The sequence below is a fragment of the Ruegeria sp. ANG10 genome, assembly GCF_040705255.1.
GTDB lineage: Bacteria > Pseudomonadota > Alphaproteobacteria > Rhodobacterales > Rhodobacteraceae > Ruegeria.
On sequence record NZ_JBFCVU010000008.1, the window covers coordinates 93434 to 106315 of the forward strand.

Genomic DNA, 12882 nt, shown 5'->3' on the forward strand with positions numbered 1-12882 from the left:
AGAGGCAGCGTATATCGATTCAAATCAAACGTAAAACTGTCTCAGGCTAACAACGCCTTGATCTCTTTTCCTTTCCAACGCAAGTGCATGCCGACCAGCCCCATCAAGGCCGTCGCGATGACGATGTAATAGGGCAGACGGATATCAAAGCTCATCAATCCGCCGCCGATCAGCGACATGACCCCGCCCGCCAGACAGAAGACAGCGGTGGTCACACCCATGACCCAGCCCTGATCGGTCTCGGCCACGGCCGAGGAGAACAGACCAAGCAGGGTCGGGTATGAGACGCCGAAGAAGAAATAGAAGAAGAAGACCGGCACGTAACTCAGCACGCCGCTGGGGCTGAAGGCAAAGCCGAACCCGCAGATCACCATCACCACCAGCGTGGTGTAGATGATCTGGTGCTTGCTGAATCTCTCTTGTGCGGGCTTCACAAGGAAGGTGCTTGAGAACGCCAGTGCAAAGCCAATCACCACCATCGCCATGCTGCCACCAATGACGCCATATCCCCAGGCGCTGGTCAGGAAATTGTCTACGAAGACATAGAATGTGACGTTGGCGATCATGAACAGCGCATAGACCGGCAGGATTTTCAGAACCATCGGGTGTTCTCGCACAGCAATCAGGCTATCGGTCACGTCGCGTGGGCGGAACACAAAAGCCGTACGCTCGGTGCGGGTGTCCTTAAAGAAGGTCAGCACAAGGAAAATGGCAATCAATACTAGAATAAATGCGCCATAGAACGGGGTTTTCAGCGTGGCAAAGCTGCCCAGCAGGGCCGTGTCGGATAACACCGCGCCGATGATCGGACCGCCCACAAGGCCAAAGCTGACACCGGTGATGATATAGCCCATATTGCGATCACGATCCGCCGCATCTGTGCTGCCATCAATCATCGCCGCCTGCGCGATGGGCTGGTTCCCGGCGGTGAACCCGGTGATCGACCGCCCCACGATCAGCAACAGCAGGCTGTTCATATACAACGCCGCAATGGTCAGCGCATAGCCTGCCAATGCGCCGCTCAGGCAGACCAGCAGCGCGTTCTTGCGCCCGATCGAATCCGAAACTTTGGACACATAGACCACACCCAGAAACCAAGACAGAAAGAAACAGCCGATCACCAGCCCGTAATACAGATGGCGGCGTCCCGTTGGTGTACTTTCAGGCAGGAACCCGGATTTCGTCTCCATGATCAGCGAGTTGATGATGGGAAAAACCAGACCTTGCCCGATCAGGTCGACAAACACCACAAACAGCAAGGTGATCTTGGCAATCTTGGTCATAAAATTAGCCCCCGGTTCCAATACCTTGGGGCAAGTGTAACAGACCAGCGCCGTGTTACCTAACAGCGTGTCAGAGGCCGGGACGTCCGGCCTCTGGCCAACGAGTTTACTTCAGCGATGCCACGCCCAGCGGCACACCGGCGACTTCGCACCAGATGTAAACCTCGTTATAGCCCGACACGTCCATGGTCGGCGGCACGGCATAAGATTGTTTGCCTGTCAGGTGTAGCAGCGCACCCAGTTTGCTATCGGGGGCATAGGTGCCATCCTTGCCGAAAGCAACACGCGGATCGGGGCCACCGTCCAGCGAAAAGTCGTCGCCCAACTCAACGACATATCGATCGCCATCCTTGACCAGTTTCACCGAACCACTGGTAACATGGTTCGAGCGGCCCTCAAACGTGCCTTTCTTTTTGGCGCCACCGGCCAGAGCAGCGCCAGAGCTGGCCAGGGTCAAAGCCGCGCCGGTGGCAGCAGCTTTCACGAAAAGCGAACGACGAGTCATCATGATGAGGTATCTCCAATAAGATTGACGCGGGCCGGGGTGCCCGTCGCCAAAGGTTATGCCGCAGGTCACGCTTTCAAGGCGATTCACATCACCACGAAAACCCGTGTGCATTCCGTGAGTTGGCGTGATCTTTCCGTGATCGGCTTGTGTTTTCCCACGGTATGATTAGGTTCCGCTGCGAAACAGACGGATAGAATTGACATGACCGACCTGACCCCGCGCGAGATCGTCTCGGAACTGGACCGCTTTATAATCGGGCAGAAAGACGCCAAGCGCGCTGTGGCCGTGGCACTGCGCAACCGCTGGCGGCGCAAGCAACTGACCGATGACATTCGGGACGAAGTCTATCCCAAGAACATCCTGATGATCGGCCCCACCGGTGTCGGCAAAACCGAGATCAGCCGCCGTCTGGCCAAACTGGCCCGCGCGCCCTTTATCAAGGTCGAGGCCACCAAGTTTACTGAGGTTGGCTATGTCGGCCGCGACGTCGAACAGATCGTGCGCGATCTGGCGGATGCCGCCATCATCCAGACCCGCGAATACATGCGCGAAGACGTCAAGGCCAAGGCCCATCAGGCCGCCGAAGACCGCGTCATCGAAGCCATTGCCGGCACCGATGCGCGCGAAGGCACGCGCGAGATGTTTCGCAAGAAACTGAAAGCCGGGGAGCTGGACGATACGGTGATCGAGCTGGAACTGTCCGACACGTCGAATCCGATGCCGATGTTCGATATTCCCGGCCAGCCTGGCGGCCAGATGGGGATGATGAATCTGGGTGATATCTTCGGCAAAGCGTTTGGCGGGCGGACCGTCAAGAAACGCCTGACCGTCGCCGAAAGCTATGATGCGCTGATCGGGGAAGAGGCCGACAAGCTGCTGGATGATGAAACCGTCAACCGGGTGGCGCTGGAATCGGTGGAACAGAACGGCATCGTGTTCCTGGATGAGATCGACAAGGTCTGCGCCCGTTCCGACGCCCGCGGTGGCGACGTCAGCCGCGAAGGGGTGCAGCGCGACCTGCTGCCTTTGATCGAGGGCACTACTGTGTCGACCAAATATGGCGCAGTGAAAACCGACCATATCCTGTTCATCGCCTCGGGTGCGTTCCACATCGCCAAACCGTCCGACTTGCTGCCCGAACTTCAGGGCCGACTGCCGATCCGCGTAGAATTGCGCGCCCTGACGGAAGAGGATTTCGTCCGCATCCTGACCGAAACCGACAACGCGTTGACCCGCCAATACACCGCATTGATGGGCACCGAAGAGGTCACTGTCAGCTTTACCGAGGACGGCATCGCCGCCCTGGCCAAGATCGCAGCGGATGTGAACCAAAGCGTCGAAAATATCGGCGCGCGGCGTCTGTACACGGTGATGGAGCGGGTGTTCGAGGAGCTTTCGTTCACCGCACCTGACAAGGCGGGATCCGAGATCACCGTCAACGCCGATTTTGTCAGCGAAAACTTGGGCGAATTGACCAAGTCGACGGATCTGAGCCGTTACGTTCTGTAACGTCTTCAGCCGGAATTCGCCGCCGATAATTCCTCATGTCGCTGGACGTGGGGCCAGAATTCGATAGCGTAGCGCAAAAGGCCCCAAGGACCCTTGTTGATGCGCTATCTGATCATTTTGTTCGTGTCTCTTTCACTGAGCGCCTGTGTTGACAGGACGGTCTCTGAAATTGTGCCCTCGGCTGCGTCCATAGGAACGACGAAAACTGTGTTTGCAAGCACAACCCGGGCCCGCGAATCAGACGGATCATTTGGTTTCAGGCGCAGTGAAAAACTGCAGTTTCTGGAAACCACCGTGTCCATACCGCCAACACACACGCCGGGGACGCTGAAATTCTCGTATGCAAATCCCAACCCGCAAAAAGAGTTCGTTCTGGCAGATGTGACCGAATTGAACGGGCCTCAGGGGCTGCGGCACCATCTGCGCGGGCAGGATGAAGTGACGATCTTTGTGCACGGCTATAATTCGACCCAAACGGAAACCATCTTTCGCGCGGCACAGCTGTCGCATGACATAGGTCTGCCCGGATCGATCCTGGTGTATTCCTGGCCCAGCCGCGCGACAGGATATGGGTACGCTTACGATCTGGACAGCATGCTGTTTGCCCGTGACGGTTTGGAACAAACCATTCGCGAATTAAAGGCGATGGGCGTAAACCGGGTCCTGCTGGTGGCGCATTCCATGGGTAGTGCCCTGACCATGGAGATGATGCGGCAAACGGAATTGCAGGAACCGGGCTGGGCCAAAAGAAATATCGAAGGTGTGGTTCTGATCTCTCCTGATCTGGACGTGGATTTGTTCCGTTCACAGATGGATAGGATCGACAATCCACCCGACCCGTTCATTGTCATGGTCTCGCAAAAGGACAAAATCCTGAACATTTCAGCCCGCCTGCGTGGCACGGATGAGGGCGAACGGCTGGGCAATATCAGTTCGATCAAAACGCTTGAGGATTTTCCAATCAACGTGATCGACACGACCGCATTCAACAGCGATGCCGAATCTTCGCATTTCGTTGCTGCTACATCTCCGGCTTTGCTGGCGATCCTCAACTCGATCCGGCGGGTCAACAATACATTTGGCCCTGACGAGCGTCCGGCTATCGACATTCTGGTCCCCCCCAGCGAACGCAACCCCACAGGCGCGACCGGGATCGTCCTGACAGAAACCGGACAGGCGCAGGTGTCCAATCCGTGACGCGGGGTCGACTGCGTCGCTTTCTTTTTCAGAATGCCTCTTGGTTGAGCGCCGGGGTTCTGCTGACCTTTTTGTCCAGCTTTGGTCAGACCTTTTTTATCTCGGTCTTTGCGGGTGAAATCCGTGCAGCCTATGGGCTGAGTCACGGGGCCTGGGGTGGGATCTATTCTCTGGGCACCACGGTTGCGGCAGTGGTGATGATCTGGGCCGGCGGGTTGACCGATATCTTTCGTGTCCGGGTTCTGGGGCCGGTGGTGCTAGCTGGTTTGACGCTTGCGGCGCTTTCGATGGCGTTGAACACCGCTTTGCTCCTGCTGCCCGTCGTGATCTTTCTGCTGCGCCTTTTCGGGCAGGGGATGAGCACCCATCTGGCGCAAGTAGCCATGGCGCGCTGGTTCACCGCGACACGTGGCAAGGCGCTGTCGATCGCCTCGCTGGGATACGCGGCCGGAGAGGCGCTGTTGCCCGTGGTTTTTGTCGCCGCGATGGTGTTTCTCGACTGGCGATTGCTGTGGGTGGTGGCCGCAGGTGTGACAGTGCTGGGCATTCCAGTGCTGATGCGGCTACTGCGTCAGGAACGCACGCCGCAAAGCCTTTCGGGGGATCACATAGCCACCGGCATGCAAGATCATCACTGGACTCGGAGCGAGGCGCTGCGCAATTCGCTGTTCTGGTTCATGGTGCCCGCGATCCTTGCGCCATCTGCCTTTATCACCGCATTTTTCTTTCATCAGGTCCATTTGGCGCAGGTCAGGGATTGGCCGCATATTCAACTGGTGGCGCTGTTTCCGGTGTTCACCGGCGTTTCGATCCTGTCGATGTTTGCGGCGGGCTGGGCGCTGGATAAATGGGGCACCGCGCGGATCATGCCGTATTACCAGCTGCCGATGGGGGTTGGCTTTGCCATCCTTTCGGTCACTGACACCATTTCCGGGGCCCTGATCGGCTTGATCTTTCTGGCGTTGACCGTCGGTGCGCATAACACCTTGCCCAGCGCCTTTTGGGCCGAGTTTTACGGCACCCGCCATATTGGTGCGATCAAGGCGATGGCAACGGCGGTCATGGTGCTGGGATCGGCCATTGGCCCGGCCCTGACCGGAGCACTGGTCGATCACCAGGTCACGCTTGGCACCCAATTCATGTGGATCGCGGGGTTCTTCGGTCTGGTCTGCGTGCTGGTCTGGACCGGTATTCACCGGGCGAAAGCCGCGTTTTAACGACCCCGGCGAAGATACACGTAATAGGCCCCGTCGCCGCCGTGGCTGATGTGGGCTGGTGTCACTTGCAACACAGCCTGCGCCAGCGGTGGGATGGATAGCCAGTGCGGCACCTGATTGCGCAGGACGCCGCGCGGGGTCGGGATGGGGCCGGGTTCGTCGCGGTCCTTGCCTTTGCCCGTAATCACCAGCACCAGCCGCTTGCCCTGTGCCTGCGCCGTCAGCACAAACCGCACCAGAGCCGGATGCGCCGTGTCGATCCGCATACCGTGCAGGTCAAGGCGGCCTTCGGGTTTCAGCTTGCCGCGCTTCATCCGGCCAAAAGCCTTGATGTCCATCTGCACCGGGCTGGCGTGCAGGCTGTCAGTGACCGAGGGCTTCAACGCATGGTGCGCAGGTTTGGCAGGCGCAGTCTGGCCAATCTCGAACCCATCCAGCCGCATCTTTGGTGCTTTGGTTGGTTTCGGCTTGGGCAGGGTGGTGGGATGCACCGATTGCGGCAGCTCAGGATGCAGACGTTCGGCCTGTTTGGTGACCTTGCGCCACAGCTCGATCTCTTCTTCCGTCAGTTTGCGCCGGGTCATCAGAACTCATCCGGGATCAGGGCATAGGCGCGTTGGATCGGCAACAGGATCACCATGCGGCCCGGGTCTTTAAGACGCCCGGCTGCCTGCCCGGCGGCATCACCGGTGCCAAAGAAAATATCCGCCCGCTGAGCGCCCTTGATGGCAGCACCCGTATCCTGCGCGATCATCAATCGGCGTATCGGGTCCTTGCCGTCTTTTTCTACCCAAACCGGAGACCCCAGCGGCGTAAATTCAGGATCGGCGGCAATGCTGCGCATGGTGGTGACAGATCGGTTCATCGCGCCCAGCGGGCCAAGTTCGGGCGCGACTCGGGTGACTTCACGAAAGAACACGTATGAGGGGTTGTGAAACAACAGCTCAGCCCCGGCCTCGGGGTTTTTGCGCACCCAGGCGCGGATCATCTGGGCGCTCACCTCATGCGCACCCAACGCTCCGCGGCGGATCAATTCGGCCCCGATCGACCGATACGGATGCCCGTTCGCCCCGCCATAGCCCACGCGCAAGCCACCACCATCGGGCAGACGAATACGGCCCGAGCCCTGAATCTGCAGAAAGAACAGCTCGACCGGATCATCGACCCAGGCGATCTCAAGCCCCCGGCCGGTCATAGAATCCCCGGTAAGGATGTCCCGGCGGCTCAGCCAAGGTCCTTCGGCCCGTGCTTCGGGTGGCATTTTGTAGATTGGGTATTTGAAACGGTCGGTCCGGCTGCGCGATCCATCCAGTTCGGGCTCAAAATAGCCGGTGAACAGCGCATCTTTGCCGTCTTCAACCAATACAGGTCGAAAAAACAGTTCAAAAAACGCCCGCGCTGCGTCCCCTTCATAGGTTCGGGCCACAGCGCAAAGGGCACGCCAATCCGGATCATTCAGATCGCCACACGTGTTCAGAAAAACCGAAAGGGCCGCCCCGTGATCATCGGCGGCCCAGCCCTTAAGGTCATCAAACGACAGGATCGAGCGCGTCGCCTCAGCTCCGGCGGCGCTAGCGGTGGTCATCGCAGCCACCAGAAAGAGCGACCGGAGTGCGGCAATCATGCGTCCGTGGCGACAAGCAGCCAGTTCGGATCGTCCGCGCCCATAACACGGGCAAAGGTCCAGCTGTCCTTTTGGCGTTTGACAGTGTTCGGGTTGCCTTCGATGATATCGCCGCCGCGATCACGCACAACCGACGTCAGCTCACCCACGAATTTCATGGTGATCTCGGCTTGATTGGTATCTTTGTCGAATTTCACGTCGGCCAATGTGGTTTCACGCACGCCGATAAACTCGGCCTCGATGGTCAGGCCCTGATCTTCACGGGCGGCCACAACGGACACGAACGTGTCGAACACCTCTTCGGACAGGAAGGGTTGGATTTCGTCCAGATTGCCCTTTTCGAACCCCATGACGATCATCTCATAGGCACCGCGCGCGCCTTGCACGAATTCGGTGACGGAAAAGCTGGGCTCTATCCGCTTCATCGCAGCAAGCGTCTGTGCCTGTTCGCTGTCTTCGGCGACATGGTCGGTGATGTCGTGATCAGGACCACCTTCAATCACCTCGAACCCGCGGCGGGCACTATGCCCTTCAGGTTGTTCCTGAACAGGAGGTTTCTCAAAACCTTCACGCGTGCCCAGCACGCTTTTCAGGCGCAGGATCAGGAAAACGGCTATTCCGGCCAGGACCAGCAACTGGATCATCGGTTCGTTCATTTCATCCTCTTTTCAGACCGCGACTTTGTATACGCGGCCTCATGCCACTATGTAGGTGACAGTTCGTGGCAAGTCCACTGCCCGACCACTGGTAAAGGATAACGCATATGTACCTGTTCTTGGCATTTTTATTGGTTCCGATCATCGAGATTGCCCTGTTCATTCAGGTGGGTGGTCTGATCGGCCTGTGGCCAACCCTTGCAATAGTGGTGCTGACGGCTGTTCTGGGCACTGCGTTAGTCAGGACACAAGGTCGCATGGCGTTGGCAAACCTGCAGCGATCCTTTGCCGAGTTGGACGACCCGACAGAACCTCTGGCCCATGGGGCGATGATCCTGTTGTCCGGCGTTCTGCTGCTGACACCGGGATTTTTCACCGATGCGGTTGGCTTTGCCCTGCTTGTTCCGGGCATTCGCGTGGCCGTGTTCCGATATCTGAAATCGAAGGTGACGATCACCCAGTTCCAGATGGGCACCGGGGCACAGTTCCGGCCTGGTCCTGCACCATTTGAGCAAGATGACGTGATTGACGGCGAATTCACCGAAGTTCGACCCCGTCAGGACCCTTCGAAACCATCGAAATGGGTTGAAGGACCGTGACCTGCATTGAGGTGCCGCGCCCAACTTGCTAAGCAGTGTCGAATTTCATTTTTGGAGTAGATCCATGGCCGAAGAAAACGCTGCAGAAAACACAGCAGCCCAAGCCGCCCCTCAGGTACAAATGCGTGTGCTGGGGCAATTCATCCGCGATTTGTCCTTTGAAAACGTGATGGCACAAAAAGGTGTGTCCGGTGACGTTCAGCCCGAAATCGCCGTTCAGGTGAATTTGGATGCAAAAAAGCGCGCGACGGAACATCAGTACGAAGTTGCAGTCAAACTGAACCTCAAGTCGAAAGCCAAAGGTCTGGAAGACGTTCTGTTCCTGTGCGAAATCGACTATTGCGGCCTGTTCCACATCGAAGGCGTGTCCGAGGACCAGTTGCATCCGTTCCTGATGATCGAATGCCCGCGCATGCTGTTCCCGTTCCTGCGCCGCATCGTCAGCGATATCACCCGTGATGGTGGCTATCCGCCGGTCAATCTGGACAATATCGACTTTGTCGCGCTGTACCGCAACGAACTATTGCGTCGTCAAGCCGAAGCGCAAAAGGCAAACGCCTGATCGATTTGACCCGCGCCGGGTTTCACCTCAGGCGCGGGTCCACAAGGCGTTTTCGCCCAGTTTCTCTACAAATGCTTCATGCGCCGCGCGTTCTTCGTCGGTGATTTTCGACCCCAAGGGTGTCGGACGCGCCGTTGGGCGCCAGTCGTCCTGACCGCCCGCGGCCGAGGAGGCAGTCGCGGACAAGCCGAAATCAGGCTGCCGCCCACCAATTAGTTCCAGATAGACCTCGGCCAGAATTTCCGAGTCGAGCAAGGCCCCGTGCAGCACCCGGTTCGTGTTGTCGATATTGAACCGACGGCACAGCGCATCCAGTGACGCAGGTGAGCCCGGAAACCGTTTTCGTGCAATCGCCAGCGTATCCAGCGCCTGATCCATCGGGATCTGCGGCAATCCCATCCATCTGAGTTCCGCGTTCAGGAATTTCATATCGAAGGATGCGTTGTGGATCACCAGTTTTGAATCCTGGATGAAATCAAGAAACCCCTGACCCACCTTTGCAAAGACCGGCTTGTCCTTCAGCGTGACCTCACCCTTTTCCGGCGGGCGCGGGTTTTCCAGCAGGTCGGGGCCGATCCCATGCACGCCAAACGCCTCTTCGGGCATCGACCGTTCTGGGTTGATATAGACGTGATAGGTCTCGCCGGTTGCCACGTGATTCCACAGCTCAACCGCGCCGATCTCGACTATCCGGTCGCCGCTTTCGGGATCAAACCCCGTGGTTTCAGTATCGAGTACAATCTCACGCATCTGCCATCCCCGCCCGTATTTGCCTGACCACATCCTGCACCTGCGCGCGGGCGTGGTCCAGAGTGTCGGTGACGATCACATAATCCGACCGCGCGCATTTTTCGTCATTCGGCATTTGCTTGGCGCGGATCTGCTCGAACTGTGCCTCAGTCATCGTACCGCGCGCCATCACGCGGCGCTTTTGTTCGTCCGCTGGGATCGAGACGCAAGCCACCGCATCCATCGCTGCATCACCACCGGTTTCAAACAACAGGGGAATGTCGAACACCAGAATATCCGCGGTCGCTTTTTCCCTAAAATCAGCGCGGTCTGCGGCAACAAGCGGGTGTACGATGGCCTCAATCTGTTTCAATGCGGCTGGATTCTGCGCGATGACCTGTTTCAGGGCGTTACGGCTGACAGACCCATCAATGATGGCATCTGGAAAAGCAGCGCGCATCGGCGTAACGGCTGCTCCTTCCCTTGAATAGAGTCTGTGTACGGCTACATCCGCATCCCACAGCGCGCAGCCTTCATCGACAAACATTTGCGCCGTGGTGCTTTTGCCCATCCCGATCGAACCTGTCAGACCCAGCGCGAAGCTCATCCTAAAACCGCCGCGCGCAGGTCATCGGTTACCTCGGGGCGGGTGCCGAACCAGCGTTCAAAACCGGGCACCGCTTGATGCAACAACATGCCCAGACCATCGACCGTGGTACAGCCTGCCTCCTCTGCCGACTTCAGAAGGTTCGTTTGCAAAGGTGCGTAAACCAAATCAGTCACAACCGCACCTGCTTGCAACCCATCCAAGGGCACCCGTAGTTCCGGTTGTCCCAGCATTCCCAGTGAGGTCGTGTTGACCACCAGCTCGGCCTCTTCGATGACATTGCCGGCCTGTACCCATTCCAAAACAGTGATGCGGTCGCCAAATTCATCCTTCAACTGATCCGCACGGGCGCGCGTACGGTTGGTCAGCATGATCTGGGGCACGCCCGCGTCCAACAAGCCCTGCAACACCGCCCGTGCCGCGCCGCCTGCACCAAATACTACCGCCGGGCCATCCGACGGAATCCAATCCGGCGCACCGCTGCGCAGGTTCTGCAAAAACCCATAACCATCGGTGTTGTCCGCGTGGATCGTACCGTCATCCTGAAACACCAATGTATTTGCCGCCCCGATGACTGATGCGCGTTCCGATACGTGATCCGCAATACGCAACGCTGCTTCTTTGTGGGGCACCGTCACATTCGCCCCGACAAACCCCGCCTTCGGCAGGGTGTGCAGAACCGTCTCAAGATCCTCGGGCGTCACGTCCATGGGAATGTAATGCCCGGCCAGCCCATACTTCTTTAACCAATGGCCATGCAGCTGCGGTGATTTCGAATGCGCAATCGGGTGTCCGATTACTCCGGCCAGCGGAATATGGTCATGCGTCATTGATCGATCACCCCTTTGACAGCCAGATAATTGAGCAGCTCTAACAGGGGCATACCCAAGACATTAAAATAGTCGCCGTCAATGGTAGCGAACAGGCGAACGCCTTCTTCTTCCAGCTTATAAGCACCCACCGCGTGCCGGATACTGTCCCAGTTTCGGCCGATATAATCGCGTAAGTACGCGTCCGAACTCATCCGCATGCGCAAACGCACCTGCCCGACATGGCGCCACATCGGCTCGCCATCCTGATAGATCACCGCCGCCGACAACAGCATGTGCCGCTTGCCCCGCATCGCCTTGAGCTGCGCCAGCGCGTCCTGGGGCGTTTCCGGTTTCGACAACAGCTTCCCGTCGAAATCCAACACCTGATCGCACCCCAGAACCATCGCACCGGGGTTTTTGTCGCTGACCTTGCGCGCCTTCATCTCGGCCAGTGCATCGGCGATGTCCCGAGGCGGGGCATCCTCGGCCAACAACGCGCCCTTCATGGTATCCTCGTCCACGCGCGCGACCTGAACGGAAAACGGCACACCTGCGTTTTCCAGCAGCTGCGCGCGTATGGATGAGCCTGAGGCCAGGATGATGGGGACAGACATGTGGACAACCCCGTGTGCAAATCGTTGAGCGTTCTTGGATGGTTTGTATGGTTTTCCGATTGACACGCAACCCCGGGATTTTCGCGCAGATCTTCCCTGAGTCGCTCGAACGCTGTCCATCCGGGACAAGGATAAGTTGGAATGACGGGATAAGCGGGAACTCCACATATACTCAGAAACTTATCCCCAGGGCACCTTTCGAAGAAATAAATTAACACGCTGATTTAATTACATTATTTTAACTACTAACAGAATCAGTGTTTTGACGCGTAAAAATGTTCACCTGGGGAAAACACATGTGTAAAAAAGTAATCCACGGATTTTGTTCACCCTACAAAACCATCTTCCTTTTTCTTTTCTTATTTTTTTATTAGGGAGAGTTCCGAGCAACACCCGGAGCCAGGATGACCGATCTTCTTTTCACGATTTACCCGTGGGTGAAGTCTTTACATATCATGGCCGTGATCTCGTGGATGGCCGGTTTGTTCTATTTACCCAGACTGTTCGTCTATCACGTAGAAAAGGCGCAGGCTGTCGATGGTGCTGAAACCATTTTCTTTGAAATGGAAGAAAAGCTGCTGCGCGTGATTATGCGCCCGGCAATGATCGTGGCGTGGGTGTGTGGCCTGATCATGGTGTTCACACCAGGCATTGTCGGTTGGGATTTTGCATGGCCCTGGGTTAAAGGTGCTGCCGTGATCGGCATGACCTGGTTTCACCACTGGCTGATGGCGCGGCGCAAAGACTTCTTAGAGGGCCGAAATTCGCTCACTGGGCGCCAGTACCGCATGGTGAATGAGGTTCCCACCATTTTGATGGTTGCCATCGTTCTGGCGGTCGTTCTGAAGTTCTGAGGGCCTGTTTGACTCCGCAGCCAGCCGCGCTTATGTAGGGATCAACACGCCCGTCCGGGCGGCGTATCTTCCGTACTGAAATTCCACTTCGTGCCGCGATACCTGCGGCGA

At 57.5% G+C, this 12882-nt stretch carries 15 protein-coding genes; 6 read left to right on the forward strand and 9 right to left on the reverse strand.

Going from position 1 to position 12882, the window contains the following annotated elements:
- Positions 1-41 precede the first annotated feature (41 nt).
- Positions 42-1283: an MFS transporter gene (locus tag AB1A64_RS16345; RefSeq protein ID WP_366552388.1), complete on the reverse strand. Its 1242-nt coding sequence runs from the start codon at positions 1281-1283 to the stop codon at positions 42-44.
- A 106-nt stretch (positions 1284-1389) separates the two neighbouring features.
- A complete protein-coding gene (locus AB1A64_RS16350) occupies positions 1390-1791 on the reverse strand; it encodes a DM13 domain-containing protein (RefSeq protein ID WP_366552389.1) in 402 nt (133 codons plus the stop codon).
- Positions 1792-1992: 201 nt separating this feature from the next.
- Between AB1A64_RS16350 and hslU the strand changes: the two genes are divergently transcribed.
- The 3 genes from hslU (at position 1993) to AB1A64_RS16365 (ending at position 5714) form a co-directional block, all read left to right on the forward strand.
- Entirely contained in the window at positions 1993-3300 is a 1308-nt protein-coding gene (gene hslU, locus AB1A64_RS16355; protein ID WP_366552390.1) for an ATP-dependent protease ATPase subunit HslU, read from the forward strand.
- Positions 3301-3594: 294 nt separating this feature from the next.
- Positions 3595-4497: an alpha/beta fold hydrolase gene (locus tag AB1A64_RS16360; protein WP_366552391.1), complete on the forward strand. Its 903-nt coding sequence runs from the start codon at positions 3595-3597 to the stop codon at positions 4495-4497.
- On the forward strand, positions 4494-5714 hold the full coding sequence (locus tag AB1A64_RS16365) for an MFS transporter (protein ID WP_366552392.1): 1221 nt from the start codon (positions 4494-4496) through the stop codon (positions 5712-5714). Before AB1A64_RS16360 ends, AB1A64_RS16365 begins: the two co-directional genes overlap by 4 nt.
- Here the strand turns inward: AB1A64_RS16365 and AB1A64_RS16370 are convergent.
- From AB1A64_RS16370 to AB1A64_RS16380, 3 genes are read right to left on the reverse strand one after another with little or no spacing between them, the layout of a single operon-like run.
- On the reverse strand, positions 5711-6298 hold the full coding sequence (locus AB1A64_RS16370; RefSeq protein WP_366552393.1) for a Smr/MutS family protein: 588 nt from the start codon (positions 6296-6298) through the stop codon (positions 5711-5713). The two genes, AB1A64_RS16365 and AB1A64_RS16370, sit on opposite strands and share 4 nt — an antisense overlap.
- On the reverse strand, positions 6298-7338 hold the full coding sequence (locus AB1A64_RS16375) for an MltA domain-containing protein (RefSeq protein ID WP_366552394.1): 1041 nt from the start codon (positions 7336-7338) through the stop codon (positions 6298-6300). The genes AB1A64_RS16370 and AB1A64_RS16375 overlap by 1 nt, the downstream gene beginning before the upstream one ends.
- Entirely contained in the window at positions 7335-7994 is a 660-nt protein-coding gene (locus AB1A64_RS16380) for a Tim44/TimA family putative adaptor protein (protein ID WP_366552395.1), read from the reverse strand. Before AB1A64_RS16380 ends, AB1A64_RS16375 begins: the two co-directional genes overlap by 4 nt.
- Positions 7995-8101: 107 nt before the next feature.
- Between AB1A64_RS16380 and AB1A64_RS16385 the strand changes: the two genes are divergently transcribed.
- Both AB1A64_RS16385 and secB read left to right on the forward strand, forming a co-directional pair.
- Positions 8102-8593, forward strand: coding sequence for an FxsA family protein (locus AB1A64_RS16385; RefSeq protein ID WP_366552396.1), 492 nt, complete (start codon positions 8102-8104; stop codon positions 8591-8593).
- 64 nt (positions 8594-8657) lie between these two features.
- Positions 8658-9155, forward strand: a complete 498-nt coding sequence (gene secB, locus AB1A64_RS16390; protein WP_366552397.1) for a protein-export chaperone SecB — start codon at positions 8658-8660, stop codon at positions 9153-9155.
- 27 nt (positions 9156-9182) lie between these two features.
- Here the strand turns inward: secB and dnaQ are convergent, their stop codons facing one another.
- Genes dnaQ through AB1A64_RS16410 form a run of 4 tightly spaced genes read right to left on the reverse strand, consistent with a single transcriptional unit; the run spans position 9183 to position 11917 of the window.
- On the reverse strand, positions 9183-9905 hold the full coding sequence (dnaQ, locus tag AB1A64_RS16395; protein ID WP_366552398.1) for a DNA polymerase III subunit epsilon: 723 nt from the start codon (positions 9903-9905) through the stop codon (positions 9183-9185).
- The gene (coaE, locus tag AB1A64_RS16400) at positions 9898-10491 is read right to left on the reverse strand and encodes a dephospho-CoA kinase (protein WP_366552399.1); all 594 of its coding nucleotides are present in this window, start codon (positions 10489-10491) and stop codon (positions 9898-9900) included. Before coaE ends, dnaQ begins: the two co-directional genes overlap by 8 nt.
- A complete protein-coding gene (locus AB1A64_RS16405; protein WP_366552400.1) occupies positions 10488-11321 on the reverse strand; it encodes a shikimate dehydrogenase in 834 nt (277 codons plus the stop codon). The genes coaE and AB1A64_RS16405 overlap by 4 nt, the downstream gene beginning before the upstream one ends.
- Positions 11318-11917, reverse strand: coding sequence for a nucleoside triphosphate pyrophosphatase (locus tag AB1A64_RS16410; RefSeq protein ID WP_366552401.1), 600 nt, complete (start codon positions 11915-11917; stop codon positions 11318-11320). The genes AB1A64_RS16405 and AB1A64_RS16410 overlap by 4 nt, the downstream gene beginning before the upstream one ends.
- A gap of 404 nt (positions 11918-12321) precedes the next feature.
- Between AB1A64_RS16410 and AB1A64_RS16415 the strand changes: the two genes are divergently transcribed.
- Positions 12322-12771 carry a CopD family protein gene (locus AB1A64_RS16415; protein WP_366552402.1) on the forward strand — a complete coding sequence of 150 codons (450 nt, stop codon included), beginning with the start codon at positions 12322-12324 and terminating at the stop codon, positions 12769-12771.
- The last annotated feature ends 111 nt before the right edge of the window (positions 12772-12882 follow it).

What these genes read in the sequence shown, in the direction of transcription:
- AB1A64_RS16345 (WP_366552388.1), bottom strand. Translation starts at nt 1,283, where the DNA reads ATGACCAAGATTGCCAAGATCACCTTGCTGTTTGTGGTGTTTGTCGAC.
- AB1A64_RS16350 (WP_366552389.1), bottom strand. Translation starts at nt 1,791, where the DNA reads ATGATGACTCGTCGTTCGCTTTTCGTGAAAGCTGCTGCCACCGGCGCG.
- hslU (WP_366552390.1), top strand. Translation starts at nt 1,993, where the DNA reads ATGACCGACCTGACCCCGCGCGAGATCGTCTCGGAACTGGACCGCTTT.
- AB1A64_RS16370 (WP_366552393.1), bottom strand. Translation starts at nt 6,298, where the DNA reads ATGACCCGGCGCAAACTGACGGAAGAAGAGATCGAGCTGTGGCGCAAG.
- AB1A64_RS16375 (WP_366552394.1), bottom strand. Translation starts at nt 7,338, where the DNA reads ATGATTGCCGCACTCCGGTCGCTCTTTCTGGTGGCTGCGATGACCACC.
- AB1A64_RS16380 (WP_366552395.1), bottom strand. Translation starts at nt 7,994, where the DNA reads ATGAACGAACCGATGATCCAGTTGCTGGTCCTGGCCGGAATAGCCGTT.
- AB1A64_RS16385 (WP_366552396.1), top strand. Translation starts at nt 8,102, where the DNA reads ATGTACCTGTTCTTGGCATTTTTATTGGTTCCGATCATCGAGATTGCC.
- secB (WP_366552397.1), top strand. Translation starts at nt 8,658, where the DNA reads ATGGCCGAAGAAAACGCTGCAGAAAACACAGCAGCCCAAGCCGCCCCT.
- dnaQ (WP_366552398.1), bottom strand. Translation starts at nt 9,905, where the DNA reads ATGCGTGAGATTGTACTCGATACTGAAACCACGGGGTTTGATCCCGAA.
- coaE (WP_366552399.1), bottom strand. Translation starts at nt 10,491, where the DNA reads ATGAGCTTCGCGCTGGGTCTGACAGGTTCGATCGGGATGGGCAAAAGC.
- AB1A64_RS16405 (WP_366552400.1), bottom strand. Translation starts at nt 11,321, where the DNA reads ATGACGCATGACCATATTCCGCTGGCCGGAGTAATCGGACACCCGATT.
- AB1A64_RS16410 (WP_366552401.1), bottom strand. Translation starts at nt 11,917, where the DNA reads ATGTCTGTCCCCATCATCCTGGCCTCAGGCTCATCCATACGCGCGCAG.
- AB1A64_RS16415 (WP_366552402.1), top strand. Translation starts at nt 12,322, where the DNA reads ATGACCGATCTTCTTTTCACGATTTACCCGTGGGTGAAGTCTTTACAT.